The sequence below is a fragment of the Collinsella sp. OF02-10 genome (genome assembly GCF_003463445.1).
Lineage (GTDB): Bacteria > Actinomycetota > Coriobacteriia > Coriobacteriales > Coriobacteriaceae > Collinsella.
In genome coordinates, this window is the sequence record NZ_QSCW01000002.1 from 64,114 (window position 1) to 77,691 (window position 13,578).

Sequence of the window (13,578 nt, forward strand, 5' to 3'; positions counted from 1 at the left end):
ATACGTGTGGCGGAATTACGATTAAGATGACGTCAACTGATTTGAATCATAGGAGAACGACCAAAGCTGTTTGATTCAATAAATGAACCATGATTTCGAGGAGAGCGGAAAGAGGGATCACGTGAATATCAATGACTTCGATGTGCTCAATCGCATTAGCTCAATCATCAACAGCGAGTTTGGGTCAAACGATGCCGCCATCGCTCGATATCTCATCGCTCACATTAGGCGTTCGAGCGAAATCAATGTTGCCGCAATAACCCGCGATGCATTCGTGACCCGTTCCGCTGTTCGTCGTTTCTGCAATCGATTGGGCTACCAGTCTCTTAGCGATTTGAAAGAATCATTTACTCAATCAGTCTTTCCAAGCGACTTAAGCCATCGAGAGGAGGAATTTGGCTACGAGGAGTACAGGGCAGAGCTCGACGTTCGCATGATCGAGATGTTCGCTGAGGTTGAAAGCGGCGTGTCCGATATCGCTATTAAGCACCTTGCCGACGAAATTGATGGCCATAAAAACGTTGAAATCTGGTGCACCAATAATGTGAGCGCCAATCTCGTACGATTTCAGCAGGAAATGTTTTATGCGGGCAAGATAGTTCGCATAGTTGCTGGGGCTAACGTCGCGGAATTGAAAAACATGGGAGACGTTTCGCAGTCATTGATAATTCTCGTATCGGTCTCCGGGCTATTTGCGTCACAGGCACGTGAGTATCTTGATTGCCGTTCGGGCAGGAAGATTCTAATTACTGCGTTTAGCAACGATGACAAATCGAGGTCTTTTGACCGTGTATATCGTCTTGGTAATGCGGGAAACGGAATTGACCGACTCGGCGTTTATTCGAAATATGCCATGACTTATTTCTTCGACTTGCTATCGTCGTGTTACTTGAGTCGCTACCCCTGCACCAAGGGGGAGCCGCTCTATGGGTCTACTTTGGCCTGGCCCGAGTAGTTCGGCTCTATAGTTCTCCCGCCTAGAGAATGAGCGTGGATAATCTGCCACTTTGGCCTCAGAAACACGCCAAAAGTGGGAGATTATCCACGCTCGATGTCAACCGGGAGAAAATCCACGCTCGATTGTGCCGTGGAAGCCCGATTGCAACTTATGTAATAGTGCAAGAGGGTCGTTATCGAAGTTCGTTCCAGCCAGCGTACTCCACTACGCCAAAGTGTTCCCTCGGGAAATGTCACCACTACATGCAAATTCAGCGTCCTTCATATCCAAACCCGGCAAAACCGCAGGTCACGGCTATATAGATACGCCCGGCACCGTGTATCTAGAGGTTTTCGTTGACAGCCCCCAAGGTTGCATCGTATTATCTTTTTCGTTCGCGGGGGCGGCGGTCCAAAAGACCAAAGGACCTGCGGATACTTGAACGATTGGGAGTTTGCCCGAGTGGTTAATGGGGACGGGCTGTAAACCCGTTGGCTCTGCCTACATAGGTTCGAATCCTATAGCTCCCACCCGTCAAGTGCCTGTATAGCTCAGTCGGTAGAGCACTTCGTTGGTAACGAAGAGGTCACCAGTTCAAGTCTGGTTGCAGGCTCCATCCGGCGGTGTAGCTCAGTTGGTTAGAGCACACGGTTCATACCCGTGGCGTCACTGGTTCGAATCCAGTCACCGCTACCATAGGTAACACGGTGGCTTCTCAATAGTATGTTGAGAGGCCACTATGGTATAAAGGCAAAGTCCCGTCCGGGGACGACCTGTTTAGAGGAGGGCTTTATGGCCAAAGAGAAGTTTGAGCGCACTAAGCCGCATGTTAACATCGGCACCATTGGTCACGTCGACCACGGCAAGACCACGCTGACCGCCGCCATCACCAAGGTTCTCTCCGAGACCGAGGGCTGCAAGGCTGACTTCACTGCGTTCGAGAACATCGACAAGGCTCCCGAGGAGCGCGAGCGCGGCATTACGATCTCCGTCTCCCACGTCGAGTACGAGACTGCTGCCCGTCACTACGCTCACGTTGACTGCCCGGGCCACGCTGACTACGTCAAGAACATGATCTCCGGTGCTGCTCAGATGGACGGCGCTATCCTGGTCATCGCCGCTACCGACGGCCCCATGGCTCAGACCCGCGAGCACATCCTGCTCGCCCGTCAGGTCGGCGTTCCTTACATCGTCGTCTTCCTGAACAAGTGCGACATGGTTGACGATGACGAGCTCATCGACCTCGTCGAGATGGAGACCCGTGAGCTCCTCTCCGAGTACGATTTCCCCGGCGACGACATCCCCGTCATCCGTGGTTCCGCTCTGGGCGCTCTCGAGGGCGACGCTAAGTGGATGGACGCTATCCGCGAGCTCATGAACGCCGTCGACGAGTACATCCCGACGCCTGCTCGTAACAACGACCTCCCGTTCCTGATGGCCGTTGAGGACGTTATGACCATCTCCGGCCGTGGTACTGTTGCTACCGGCCGTGTCGAGCGCGGTGAGCTCAAGCTCAACGAGCCCGTCGAGATCGTCGGCATCAAGGATACCCAGAACACCGTCGTTACCGGTATCGAGATGTTCCGTAAGTCCATGGACTTCTGCGAGGCTGGCGACAACGTCGGTCTGCTGCTCCGCGGCATCAAGCGCGAGGACATCGAGCGCGGCCAGGTTCTCTGCAAGTCCGGTTCGGTTACCCCGCACACCAAGTTCACCGGTGAGATTTACGTTCTGACCAAGGAGGAGGGCGGCCGTCACACCCCGTTCTTCGATGGTTATCGTCCTCAGTTCTACTTCCGTACCACCGACGTTACCGGTACGGTCAAGCTCCCCGAGGGCACCGAGATGGCTATGCCTGGTGACCACATCACCATCGAGGGCGACCTCATTCACCCGATCGCCATGGAGGAGGGCCTGCGCTTCGCTATCCGCGAGGGTGGCCACACCGTCGGTTCGGGCATCGTCTCCACGATCATTGAGTAAATAAGCTCTTTGATATAGCTGACTTAGAGAACCCGGCACTTATAGGGTGCCGGGTTCTTTTCTACGCGGGGCTTATTCCCTGCCGATTGCGCTTAGCTCGCCCATAAGCCAAGCGCGAGGGATTGATTAGATCTCGCTGGCCCCATTGATGTGTTCCAAATATGAATGGATCCACCGAGAACCAATTGATTCGAGGTTTTCATTGACAGCACTTACATAGAGCTGATAAAGTACCATCTCGTGCCCGTACGGGGCGGAAATGAAAGGTTCAGGATACATGCGTACTCTAGTTACTCTTGCGTGCACTGAGTGCAAGCGCCGCAACTATACGACCACCAAGAACAAGGCGAACATGCCTGATCGTATGGAGATCAAGAAGTATTGCCCCTGGTGCCGTCACCACACGCTGCACAAAGAGACTCGCTAGTCTCTAGTCACATACGCCAGTAGTTCAATTGGTAGAGCATCGGTCTCCAAAACCGAGTGTTGAGGGTTCGAGTCCTTCCTGGCGTGCCAGTCATTATTCCGTAAGCTCCCAATTGGGGGCTTACGGTTTACTCATGTATAAGCGCATTGCGCGGAGGTAACCCAAATGGCCAACAAGAAGAACAAGAAGAAGGCCCAGCAGCCGGCGCCAGCCAACAACGCTGCCGCCAACTCCAAGGTTGAGGCCAAGAAGGCCGTTGCCAAGAAGAACGAGAAGGCTGCGAAGTCCAAGAAGAACGAGAAACCTGGTTTCTTTGCCCGCACCAAGAAGTATTTCGCTTCGGTGAAGTCCGAGATGAAGCGTGTCACGTGGCCCGATAAGAAGGAGCTCGTGAACTACTCGGTCGTCGTTTGCGCTTCTCTGATCGTCGTCGGCGTCGTCATCGCTCTGCTCGATGCTGGCTTTGGCGAGGCTCTTGCTCTGTTCTCTGGATTGAGGGGCTAAACCATGTCTAAGCGTTGGTACGTCGTTCACACTTACTCTGGATACGAGAACCGCGTTAAGTCCGATCTCGAGCATCGCATCGAGACTATGGGCATGCAGGACCGTATCTTTGATATCGAGATTCCTATGGAGCGCGTCACCGAGATTAAAGAGGGTGGCAAGCGTGAGACCAAGGATTCTAAGATCTTCCCGGGTTATGTCCTGGTTCGCATGGAAATGGATGACGACGCTTGGACGTGCGTTCGTAACACGCCTGGCGTCACCGGTTTCCTGGGCGGCAACGGCAAGCCCGCTCCGCTTTCCCGCGACGAGTACAACAAGATGACTCGTCGTCCCGGTAAGGGCGATTCGCCCAAGCGCACCTCGGTTGATATTCAGGTCGGCACGTCCGTCCGCGTCACCGATGGCCCGCTTACCGACTTTGATGGCAAGGTCTCCGAGGTTAACACCGAGGCTGGCAAGCTTAAGGTCACGCTGATGATCTTTGGCCGCGAGACGCCGGTCGAGCTCGACTTTAACCAGGTCGCTGTCATCGCTTAAGTTTTCGTACGTTCGCGCGAGCGTGCTTCTTCTGTGACTGCTCATCTCAGGAGTGCTTCTAACACGTGCGTGCTTACGATATAGCAAGTACTTCACACTCGTGATTCGAAAGGAATGACCATGGCTGAGAAGAAGGTTGCCAACGTCATTAAGCTCCAGATTCCTGCTGGTGCCGCTAACCCCGCTCCTCCCGTCGGCCCCGCCCTGGGCGCTGCTGGCGTTAACATCATGCAGTTCTGCCAGGCCTTTAACGCCGAGACGCAGGACAAGAAGGGCGACATCATCCCCGTTGAGATTTCTGTCTACGAGGATAAGTCCTTCTCCTTCATCACCAAGACCCCGCCGGCAGCTCACCTCATCAAGAAGGAGCTGAACCTCAAGTCTGGTTCCGCTAAGCCCCAGGCCGACAAGGTTGGTCAGCTCTCTCAGGAGCAGCTCACCAAGATCGCCGAGATCAAGATGCCGGACCTCAATGCCAACGACATTGATGCCGCCAAGAAGATCATCGCCGGAACCGCCCGTTCCATGGGCGTCACCATCGCTGAGTAGCGATTTCTTATGGTAACGACGGGTGCTCCGACCTGGGCGCCCGTTAAATGTGTGCAATAGGGCACACGATACGATGTGGGAGGGCTCACGCCCGTTTAACCACAGGAGGTAATGCACATGGCTAAGCATGGTAAGAGCTATAACGCCGCTGCCGAGAAGATCGATCGCGCCACGCTCTACACCCCCCTTCAGGCTGCCAAGCTCATTAAGGAGCTCGACACCGCCAAGTTCGACGAGACCGTCGAGGCCCACTTCCGTCTGGGCATCGATACTCGTAAGGCTGACCAGAACATCCGCGGTTCCATCTCCCTGCCCCACGGCACCGGCAAGACCGTTCGTGTTGCCGTCTTCGCCGAGGGCGAGAAGGCCCGCGAGGCTGAGGCTGCCGGCGCCGACATCATCGGTTCCGACGAGCTTGTCGCCCAGATTCAGAAGGGCGAGATCAACTTCGACGCCGCTATCGCTACGCCGAACATGATGGCCAAGGTTGGCCGCATCGGTAAGATCCTTGGTCCCCGTGGCCTCATGCCGAACCCCAAGCTCGGCACCGTGACCATGGACGTCGCCAAGATGGTCTCCGAGCTCAAGGCTGGCCGCGTTGAGTACCGCGCCGACCGCTACGGCATCTGCCACGTGCCCCTGGGCAAGAAGTCCTTCACCGAGCAGCAGCTCGTCGAGAACTACGCTGCCCTGTACACCGAGATCCTGCGCGTCAAGCCCTCTTCTGCTAAGGGTAAGTACGTCAAGTCTATCTCCGTGTCTTCCACCATGGGCCCTGGCGTCAAGGTCGATCCCGCTGTCCAGCGTGACTTCCTGGCTGAGTAACTTTTAGTTACTGCCTGAGCAAAGCAAGCATTGCTAAAGAAACCCGGTTCTGCCTCGTGCAGGACCGGGTTTCTTGCTATCTCGGGCCAAAACCACCATAAAGGTGCCTGTCCCCTTTGTGGTGGTTACCAGGGTGTTCTGGCGGTTGAGGACTCGATTGCCTCGTGGCGCTTGAGCTCGCGGCGCATGGTTTGCGAGTTGAGCCAGGCTGCCTGCCAGCCACGGATGGGGTAGCGCGCTTCATCCAGCTCAAACTGCGTATAGCCGCAGGCGTTGATGATCGTTGTCCCGCATGAATGCTGGCGCTCACGCTGAAAGTCGCGACCATAGCATTGGTGCACATGCCCGTGCACCATGTAGTCGGGGTTCCAGGATTCGAGCGCTGTGTTAAAGCATTCGAATCCTCGATGTGGCAGATCATCCAGATCGCCCACGCCGGCGGCGGGTGCATGGGTGAGCAAGATATCGCAGCCGCCGACCATCCTCACTTTGCGGGACAGCTTGCGCATACGCTTGGTCATCTCGCGCTCGGTGTACATGTTGGCACCGTCTCGATAGCGCATGGAGCCGCCAAGCCCCGCAATGCGGACGCCGCGATACACGTACACGGTGTCTTCGACACAGATGCAGCCGCCCGGTGCATGACGTGCGTAGCGGTCATCGTGGTTGCCGCGCACGTAGATGAGCGGCTTGTTGATGACCGTAACCAAAAACTCAAGATAGTCCGGGTCCAGATCTCCTGCGGATAAAATCAAATCGATACCCTCAAAGCGCTCCTTGCGAAAGCACTCCCATAGGCATCGTTCTTCGGTATCGGCTATGGCAAGGATTTTCATAGGGCGCGGACTTTCGGCTCATCGTCGAGTTGCGGAATGGTGCCCACCACATTGTCGGCCAGCCAGTTCATCTCGACAATCTGCGTGCTCGGCAGCGGGGGAAAGCCCTCGATCTGCACCACGCCGTCTTGGCTATGGAGCTCGCCGCCAAAGGGGTTGATGGAGCCCTCGACGATGCCATTGCGGAGTAGCTGAACAAGCTTGCGCGTCTGATAGGGCAGGCCCGGAGCGTAGCGAATGTCGATAACGCCCGAGCTCATGCCGTACCAGTAGTTGACGGCGCGAACCTGACTGTCGTCACTGGTCTCATCCCAGGTGCCATGCAGCAGGCTTCGCACGATAAGCTCGTAGTATCGGCCCCAGTTCCATACCGGCATGGCGATGCCGACGACCTTGTCATCGACCAGGCGGTGAAGCCCGTAGGCGGTGGGATCCTCGAGAGACTTGGACATATCGGCGCCGGTCATGACGCTCACGCCCTCGCGACACATGGCTTCGGCAAGACCGCCGGCGGGAACATCGCCCCAAGTGAGGATAATCTGCGCACGAGGGTCGAGCAGCGAGGCGCCAATGGCGAAGGCGTTGATTTCGCTAAGCGCGCCCGAGGCGAAGACCGACGCATGGTAGCCAATACGGTGGTTGTCGGCCATACTGGCGGCAAGGGCGCCCAGCAGGAACTTGGCCTCGTACATCTTTCCAAAGTACGAGCGGACGCTTTGGTGGGGAAGGCCGATTGAGCAGTTAAGGAACCGCACCCGGGGATACTCGACCGCCGCCCTGAGTGTGTATTCCATGAGCCGGTGTGAGGTCGAGAAGATGACGTTCGCCCCGTGCTTTACGGCTGTCTCGACGGCGGCGTAGAACACGTCCGGATCGTGGCAGTCCTCGAACGCTTCGGTGCGCACGATGCCACCAAAGTGCTCATCAAGATACTGGCGGCCCTGGTCGTGCAGGCTGTCCCAGCTCGACGTGGCACAGGGAAACTCGTGGATAAAGGCGATTCGCATGGGATTGGCGGTGGAGTAGACGGTCTTGCTCATAAAGAAGTTGAGCACGCCCGAGGTAGATTTTGTCGGTGCGTCCTCTTCCTCGTTGGGCTGCGGCGCTTCGACAAGATCGACCTTGTCCTCGTCGCTTTTGCCGGCAATGACAAGCTCGCGCCAAATCTTGCACAGGCGGTTGACGACGATATCCGTCGGCGTATCCAGCAGGCGGTCCTGGTTGTAGACGTTGAGGTAGACGAGCATGGCATCGGCAGGTGTAATGTCCAAGTGGTCGCCGCCTGCGCGAAGATAGGCGCGCTTAAAGAGCAGGAAGGTGTGACGTAGATAGTCGACCTTCTTTTGAGGCCATTTTTCGACAAGATCTTGGCCGAGCATCTTGGCAAGCATCTCGTAGCTGCCCTCGCGCGAGAACTCGATCTCGTACAGGGGGCATACGTACCAAAAGGCGCAAAACTCACCGTATAGGCGGCTCTCGACGGAATACCACTTGCCGGGGTACAGGCGCGTTACCTTGGCCGAAACCGTCGGAGCGTCGAGGAATTTGAGGACACTGACACGCTTGTTGCCCTCTTGGACGTAAAAGCGGTGCATGAACTCGGTGACGATGATGGGGTCGCGATAGCCCTCGGTCACCTGGATGTCGTAGAGGTTGGACCACTTGCGGGCGAACTCGGTGCTAAATGGCAACAGGGGCATAAAGTTGCACGAAAAGGCAGACTGACGGCCCTTGGTGACCGTGCCGACGACCATTTCGAGTGGAATATCCCGCAGGCCGACGCTCTCTCGCTGACCTAAGGGGAGCTGAGCAACCAAACTGTCGAGGTCCGTAAGGTATGGATGCTCGCTTTGGCTGATGGCGCGTCGACGTCCCTGCTCGCCGCGCTTGCGTGCTTGACGATAGGCCTCTTCCATGGTGTCTACTCCCTTAGTCGTTTAAACAACGATATGAACCATGGTACCACGATGCGAAACCACCACAAAGGTGCCTGTCCCCTTTGTGGTGGTTTAGGCGATGATGGGGGCGATGGCACGAATGCAGGCGTCGGCTGCCGTAAAAGTGGTGCTATCGTCGCTGACGATAAAGATAATTTTGCCCTTAATGCCAAAGTCGCCAATCTCGCTAAAGAGCACGTACGGCTCCTTGTCAAAGCCAGAGATGGGCGAGACGGCCGTTTTGGTTGCGCTCGTGAGCTCGTCTGCCAGCGCGTCAAGGGAAGCCCACTTAGACGTGTCCTTTACGGCAACGGGCACGGCCACGCGCCCAAAGGGCATCAGATGTACGAGCGTGTTCTTGGAGATGTTGGAGTTGGGCACAATGATGGTCTGCCCGCAGGCGTCCTCGATGGTCGTGTGGCGCCAGGTGATGTCTTGGACCACGCCCGACACGCCGCCGACCTCGATATTGTCGCCGGGTTTGATAATGCCCATAAAGGTCACCTGCATACCGCCGATAAGGTTCGACAGCGTGTCCTGAAAGCCGAGCGAGATGGCGATGCCGCCGACGCCAAGAGCGGCGACGAGGGCGTTTGCATTAATGCCAAAACAGTTGTCGAGGATAAAGCTGCCGCCGATCATCCAGATGACGGCGCGCGCGATGTTGATGAAGATGCTCGATGCTGGGAGCGGGTTATCATCGCGGTTAAGCAGGTGGTGCAGGGTCTTGGACGCGATTTTGGCGGCAACGGCGGTGCCGATGGCCAAGATACCGGCCCAGATGATGTTGTGGACCCATCGTTGTGCAAAGAAATGAAGAATTGGCTCAAACAATTCCATGTAGGGAAACCTCCTCATGATCATCCAACCATGATACCCACCAAGAAGCCCGTCCGATCAAATTCGGACGGGCTTCTGTGCTCGATATAAGGTTTACGCGGCGGGGCTGCAAGGCCCGGCGGTGTAGCTTAGCGTCGACGCTTCCAGATAATGCCGAGAATGATGATGACGATGCCGCCGATGAGGCATGCGCCTACCACAGCCAGCGTGCGGTCTCCCGTTGCGGCGAGCTTACCGGTGGCTTTCTTGGTGATGACCGTCGTGGTCGTCGTGTCCGTCTGTGGCGAGGGTTCAGGCGTCGGGGCCGGTGTGGGCGTGGGGTCCACGGCAGCGGAGCCAAAGCTGATGGTGCCCGCGAGCGAGGCCATCTTGCTCTCCCAGCCGTTCTGCCCAATTAGCGCCCTTAGCGCTGACTCGCAGGTACCCCACTCGGTGTGCTTGGTGGCGTTTGCGAAGGTGGGGAAGTCGGTCGTGTTGGTGATGATGTAGTTGTTGGTGGCGACGGTGTAGGTCTTGGCGGGGTCGAGTGTGCTGCCATCCTTGGTGAGCGTGGCGCTCACGATGCGCTTGCCTTCGGGCTGCGTCCAATCGATTGTCACGTTGATTCCGCCGAAGGAAAGGACGCTGCCGGAGTCGTCGCGCCACTTGTACATGTCTTGCGCCTCCTGCTCGGTGTGGCCGGCCGCTACGTAGGCTTGCTGAAGCTCGTAGCTGTGATTGCACTCGTCGCTGATCTGCAGCGAGTGCTCGAGCGCTGCCAGGAAGTCCGCACCGGTCATGGTCCAGGTCTCCACGGTGTTGCCGTAGGGCGAGATAGCGATGACGTTGCCGGCGGTCACATCGCCCGCAGCGATGCCGCCGCGGATGCCGCCCGCGTTCTCGATGGCAAGGTCCGCGCCCGTCAGGTCAAGATAGGAGCCGCAGATCACATGTCCGATGGTCTGGGCCTTGGTGGTGTCGCCCTCCTTGCTGGGGCGGAAATCGGTGGTGCGCACCATCTCCCAGCCGTGCGTGCCAGATGCGTTCTCGCCGTAGAAATAATTGGTAGAGCTCGTGCCGAGCACCTCGCTCGATGCGGCGCTAAAGGCATCGTCGAGCGGCTTGATCTTGTTGTTGTGGACCTCATCAAGGATGCTCTGATAAGTGGAGCCCTTGTTGGGGTCGGTCAAAAGAACGTTTACGTCCTTGGCGGTATAGAGCTTCTCGTCGCTTTTGCCTGCGTATACCGCCACCGTGTCATCGTCGGTCGTCTCGGTGCCATTCGTGTCGTACTTGTACGGAATGGAAAGCAGCCCCACCTCGGCAAAGGCGCTGCCCGCCTCGACGACGCGGACCGACTTGCCGTCAGCCCCCGTCACGTTTTCGTCTAAGTTGATGTGCTCGTGGCCCGCGACCAGTGCATCGACCCCAACGAGCTTTGCAGCAAAGGTCTTGGCGTTGAGCGTGTGCGCGATACAGACGACAACGTTGCAGCCCTCTGTCTCGCGCAGTCGCTTGGCCTCGGCATTGATGGCGTTCGCGGCACTCGAGAACGACGTACCCGCGACCAGGTCCGCGCGCAGCGAGGATTCCAGCGACTCATCCATGGCACCCACGACGCCGACCTTGATTTTGTAGTCGAATGTGGAGTGATCTTCGCTATCCTCCCAGGTGCGATCGAGCGTCTTGGTGATACTCGAGCTCCATACGCCGCTCGTAGACTTCGCGTTCGCGCAGAGCATGGCGAAGGGCGTGCCGGTGGGGCTGTAGCCGGTCATGGTGCGGAGCTTGTCCGCGCCGTAGCTCCAGTCGTGGTTGCCCGGCGTGGTCGCGTCGTAGCCGTCTGCATAGAAGGTGTCCATGAGCTCGGCGATGCTCTTGCCCTCGCTCATGGTGGCAAAGGACTGCCCGTGGAAGGTATCGCCCGCATCGAGCAAAAGATCGGGGGCGCTGCTTTGGGCGCTATAGAGAACCGCCAGTCCGTCAAAGCCCACAGCGCCGGTGCCCTTGCTTGCGTTGTAGCTGTACTTGTAGCTGCCGTGGATATCGTTGGTGTGCATGACGGCCACGGAGCCGTCAATAGCGGCGGGCAGGTTCCCCGCGAAAGCGAGGCTTGGGATGCCTGCGAGCGAGCCGGCAAACAACGCGGCGGCTAACGCAAGGCGGGGGAGTCTTTTCATGGCAGTTTCCTTAGTCCTTAGCCAGAAAGTCTGGTTGAATATCGGATTATCGACATCATATGCGAAAACCGCCGCAAGGGCGTCTGTCCCTTTGCGGCGGTTTTGACGTTTGCGCAGATAAAACCGGCCAAAATAAACCTGTCCCTTATTGGCAGGTTTTAGCTCAGCAGCATGCGGTCGTTGGCGAGCTCGCCGCCCGAGACCTCCTCGAACTTCTGCAGCAGGTCGGCGACGGTGAGCGACTTCTTCTCGTCGCCCGCCACGTCGTAGATAACGTGGCCCTCGTGCATCATGATCAGGCGATTGCCCAGACGGATGGCGTCATTCATGTTGTGCGTGACCATGAGCGTGGTCAGGTGGTTCTCGTCGACAATCTCCTCGGTCAGATTGAGCACCTTAGAGGCGGTCTTGGGGTCGAGTGCCGCGGTGTGCTCGTCGAGCAGCAGCAAGCGCGGCTTGGTGAGCGTGGCCATGAGCAGCGTGAGTGCCTGGCGCTGGCCACCCGAAAGCAGGCCGACCTTGGCGTTGAGGCGCGTGTCCAGGCCAAGGTCCAGGCGCTTGAGCAACTCAACGTACTCGTCCTTCTCGGCCTTGGTGACGCCCCACGAAAGGCCGCGACGCTGGCCGCGACGCTTGGCGAGGGCCAAGTTCTCGGCAATCTGCATGTCGGCTGCGGTGCCGCGCATGGGATCCTGGAACACGCGGCCCAGGTACTTGGCGCGCTGCGACTCGCTCAGGCGCGAGATGTCGGTGCCGTCGAGCTCGATAACGCCCGAATCGAGCGGATATACGCCGGCAATCATGTTGAGCAGCGTGGATTTGCCGGCGCCGTTGCCGCCGATCACAGTTACAAAGTCGCCGTCGTTGAGGGTAAGGTCGACGCCGGTGAGCGCGCGCTTCTCGGTGACGGTGCCCTTGTTAAAGGTCTTCTTGACGTGCGAGAGCTTAAGCATCTGCCTCATCTCCCTTCGTGTAGGAGCTGCGGAGCTTATAGCGCTCCCAAACCACGGGAACGCACAGGGCCACGGCGACGATCACGGCGGAGAGCAGCTTCATGTCGTTGGCGTCCATGCCCAGTTGCAGCACGATGGCGCGGATGAGGAAGTACACCACGGAGCCAAAGACGGCGGAGGCCAGACGGACGGAGAACTGCGTGAGACCGCCGGGCAGCAGGCGGCCGAGCACCTCGCCGATGACGATGGCGGCAAGACCGATAACGATGGCGCCGGTACCCATGCCAATGTCGGCATACTTCTGGCTCTGGCAGATGAGCGCACCCGAAAGGCCAATGAGGGCGTTGGAGAGCACGAGGGCGATCATTTTGGTGGAGTTGGTGTTGACGCCTAGGGCGCGGATCATGTACTCGTTGTTGCCGGTGGCACGCAGCGCCGAGCCGATCTCGGTGCCAAAGAACCAGTACAGGATGGCGACGATGGCCACGGCCAGCACAATGCCTAGGATAATGGCAACAGTGGACTGCGGCAGGCCCGTCATGTTGCTGACGGATGAGAAGATAGTGCCCTTGGCAAGGATGGGCGTGTTGGACTTGCCCATGATGCGCAGGTTGATGGACCACAGACTGATCTGCGTAAGGATTCCGGCGAGGATTGCGGGAATCTCAAAGACGGTGGTCAAGATGCCCGTGACGGCGCCCGCGATGGCGCCGGCGCACATGCCGGCCAGCACGGCGAGCAAGGGGTCGACGTTATTGTTGACGATGAGTACGGCGCAGACACAGCCGCCGAGGGCAAAGCTGCCGTCGCAGGTCATATCGGGGATGTCGAGCAGGCGGAACGTGATAAACACGCCAAGCACCATAATGCCCCAGAGGACGCCCTGCGAAACGGCGCCCTGCAATGCAATGAGCATGCTTCATACCTCCTAGGATAGGGTGGACACGTGATTTTCCATAATAGCGGTACCAATGCATAAAAGAGCTGCGGACGGATGTTTTGTCTCATCCGAAACAAGCAGGGCGAACGCCGGTCTTTAGCGTTCGCCCCAAGGACTCAGATATTGAATAACGCGGCTGTGGCGCGCG

General features: G+C 57.8%; 13 protein-coding genes and 4 tRNA genes. 11 read left to right on the forward strand and 6 right to left on the reverse strand.

What is annotated here, in order from left to right; all coding sequences use genetic code 11:
• Positions 1-121: 121 nt before the first annotated feature.
• From DXA43_RS01860 to rplA, 11 genes are all read left to right on the forward strand, one after another.
• Positions 122-955, forward strand: a complete 834-nt coding sequence (locus tag DXA43_RS01860; protein WP_158550121.1) for a MurR/RpiR family transcriptional regulator — start codon at positions 122-124, stop codon at positions 953-955.
• Positions 956-1,385: 430 nt separating this feature from the next.
• Positions 1,386-1,467 (forward strand) — tRNA-Tyr (locus DXA43_RS01865).
• Positions 1,468-1,477: 10 nt separating this feature from the next.
• Positions 1,478-1,553: transfer RNA gene (locus DXA43_RS01870), tRNA-Thr, on the forward strand.
• A gap of 3 nt (positions 1,554-1,556) precedes the next feature.
• A tRNA-Met gene (locus tag DXA43_RS01875) sits at positions 1,557-1,633 on the forward strand.
• A gap of 96 nt (positions 1,634-1,729) precedes the next feature.
• Complete coding sequence (gene tuf, locus DXA43_RS01880; protein ID WP_117806101.1) at positions 1,730-2,920, forward strand: elongation factor Tu; 1,191 nt, start codon at positions 1,730-1,732, stop codon at positions 2,918-2,920.
• Positions 2,921-3,197: 277 nt separating this feature from the next.
• Entirely contained in the window at positions 3,198-3,347 is a 150-nt protein-coding gene (gene rpmG, locus DXA43_RS01885) for a 50S ribosomal protein L33 (RefSeq protein ID WP_102372646.1), read from the forward strand.
• Positions 3,348-3,360: 13 nt separating this feature from the next.
• Positions 3,361-3,436, forward strand: a tRNA-Trp gene (locus DXA43_RS01890).
• Between the two features lie 76 nt (positions 3,437-3,512).
• Positions 3,513-3,851: a preprotein translocase subunit SecE gene (gene secE / locus DXA43_RS01895; protein ID WP_117583102.1), complete on the forward strand. Its 339-nt coding sequence runs from the start codon at positions 3,513-3,515 to the stop codon at positions 3,849-3,851.
• Between the two features lie 3 nt (positions 3,852-3,854).
• Positions 3,855-4,391, forward strand: coding sequence for a transcription termination/antitermination protein NusG (nusG, locus tag DXA43_RS01900; RefSeq protein WP_006234984.1), 537 nt, complete (start codon positions 3,855-3,857; stop codon positions 4,389-4,391).
• Between the two features lie 120 nt (positions 4,392-4,511).
• Complete coding sequence (rplK, locus tag DXA43_RS01905; RefSeq protein WP_022093893.1) at positions 4,512-4,940, forward strand: 50S ribosomal protein L11; 429 nt, start codon at positions 4,512-4,514, stop codon at positions 4,938-4,940.
• A gap of 117 nt (positions 4,941-5,057) precedes the next feature.
• On the forward strand, positions 5,058-5,765 hold the full coding sequence (gene rplA / locus DXA43_RS01910) for a 50S ribosomal protein L1 (RefSeq protein WP_117806102.1): 708 nt from the start codon (positions 5,058-5,060) through the stop codon (positions 5,763-5,765).
• A 125-nt stretch (positions 5,766-5,890) separates the two neighbouring features.
• Here the strand turns inward: rplA and DXA43_RS01915 are convergent, their stop codons facing one another.
• From DXA43_RS01915 to DXA43_RS01940, 6 genes are all read right to left on the reverse strand, one after another.
• Positions 5,891-6,601 (reverse strand): metallophosphoesterase, encoded by a 711-nt coding sequence (locus DXA43_RS01915; protein ID WP_117806103.1) that lies wholly within the window; start codon positions 6,599-6,601, stop codon positions 5,891-5,893.
• Positions 6,598-8,517: a BMP family ABC transporter substrate-binding protein gene (locus DXA43_RS01920; RefSeq protein WP_117806104.1), complete on the reverse strand. Its 1,920-nt coding sequence runs from the start codon at positions 8,515-8,517 to the stop codon at positions 6,598-6,600. Before DXA43_RS01920 ends, DXA43_RS01915 begins: the two co-directional genes overlap by 4 nt.
• Before the next feature lie 93 nt (positions 8,518-8,610).
• Entirely contained in the window at positions 8,611-9,378 is a 768-nt protein-coding gene (locus DXA43_RS01925; protein WP_117806105.1) for a mechanosensitive ion channel family protein, read from the reverse strand.
• A 128-nt stretch (positions 9,379-9,506) separates the two neighbouring features.
• Positions 9,507-11,537 (reverse strand): bifunctional UDP-sugar hydrolase/5'-nucleotidase, encoded by a 2,031-nt coding sequence (locus DXA43_RS01930; RefSeq protein ID WP_117806106.1) that lies wholly within the window; start codon positions 11,535-11,537, stop codon positions 9,507-9,509.
• A gap of 158 nt (positions 11,538-11,695) precedes the next feature.
• The gene (locus DXA43_RS01935) at positions 11,696-12,490 is read right to left on the reverse strand and encodes an ABC transporter ATP-binding protein (RefSeq protein WP_022093887.1); all 795 of its coding nucleotides are present in this window, start codon (positions 12,488-12,490) and stop codon (positions 11,696-11,698) included.
• Positions 12,483-13,406: an ABC transporter permease gene (locus tag DXA43_RS01940; RefSeq protein WP_117655043.1), complete on the reverse strand. Its 924-nt coding sequence runs from the start codon at positions 13,404-13,406 to the stop codon at positions 12,483-12,485. Before DXA43_RS01940 ends, DXA43_RS01935 begins: the two co-directional genes overlap by 8 nt.
• Between the last annotated feature and the right edge of the window lie 172 nt (positions 13,407-13,578).

What these genes read in the sequence shown, in the direction of transcription:
- tuf (WP_117806101.1), top strand. Translation starts at nt 1,730, where the DNA reads ATGGCCAAAGAGAAGTTTGAGCGCACTAAGCCGCATGTTAACATCGGC.
- rpmG (WP_102372646.1), top strand. Translation starts at nt 3,198, where the DNA reads ATGCGTACTCTAGTTACTCTTGCGTGCACTGAGTGCAAGCGCCGCAAC.
- secE (WP_117583102.1), top strand. Translation starts at nt 3,513, where the DNA reads ATGGCCAACAAGAAGAACAAGAAGAAGGCCCAGCAGCCGGCGCCAGCC.
- nusG (WP_006234984.1), top strand. Translation starts at nt 3,855, where the DNA reads ATGTCTAAGCGTTGGTACGTCGTTCACACTTACTCTGGATACGAGAAC.
- rplK (WP_022093893.1), top strand. Translation starts at nt 4,512, where the DNA reads ATGGCTGAGAAGAAGGTTGCCAACGTCATTAAGCTCCAGATTCCTGCT.
- rplA (WP_117806102.1), top strand. Translation starts at nt 5,058, where the DNA reads ATGGCTAAGCATGGTAAGAGCTATAACGCCGCTGCCGAGAAGATCGAT.
- DXA43_RS01915 (WP_117806103.1), bottom strand. Translation starts at nt 6,601, where the DNA reads ATGAAAATCCTTGCCATAGCCGATACCGAAGAACGATGCCTATGGGAG.
- DXA43_RS01920 (WP_117806104.1), bottom strand. Translation starts at nt 8,517, where the DNA reads ATGGAAGAGGCCTATCGTCAAGCACGCAAGCGCGGCGAGCAGGGACGT.
- DXA43_RS01925 (WP_117806105.1), bottom strand. Translation starts at nt 9,378, where the DNA reads ATGGAATTGTTTGAGCCAATTCTTCATTTCTTTGCACAACGATGGGTC.
- DXA43_RS01930 (WP_117806106.1), bottom strand. Translation starts at nt 11,537, where the DNA reads ATGAAAAGACTCCCCCGCCTTGCGTTAGCCGCCGCGTTGTTTGCCGGC.
- DXA43_RS01935 (WP_022093887.1), bottom strand. Translation starts at nt 12,490, where the DNA reads ATGCTTAAGCTCTCGCACGTCAAGAAGACCTTTAACAAGGGCACCGTC.
- DXA43_RS01940 (WP_117655043.1), bottom strand. Translation starts at nt 13,406, where the DNA reads ATGCTCATTGCATTGCAGGGCGCCGTTTCGCAGGGCGTCCTCTGGGGC.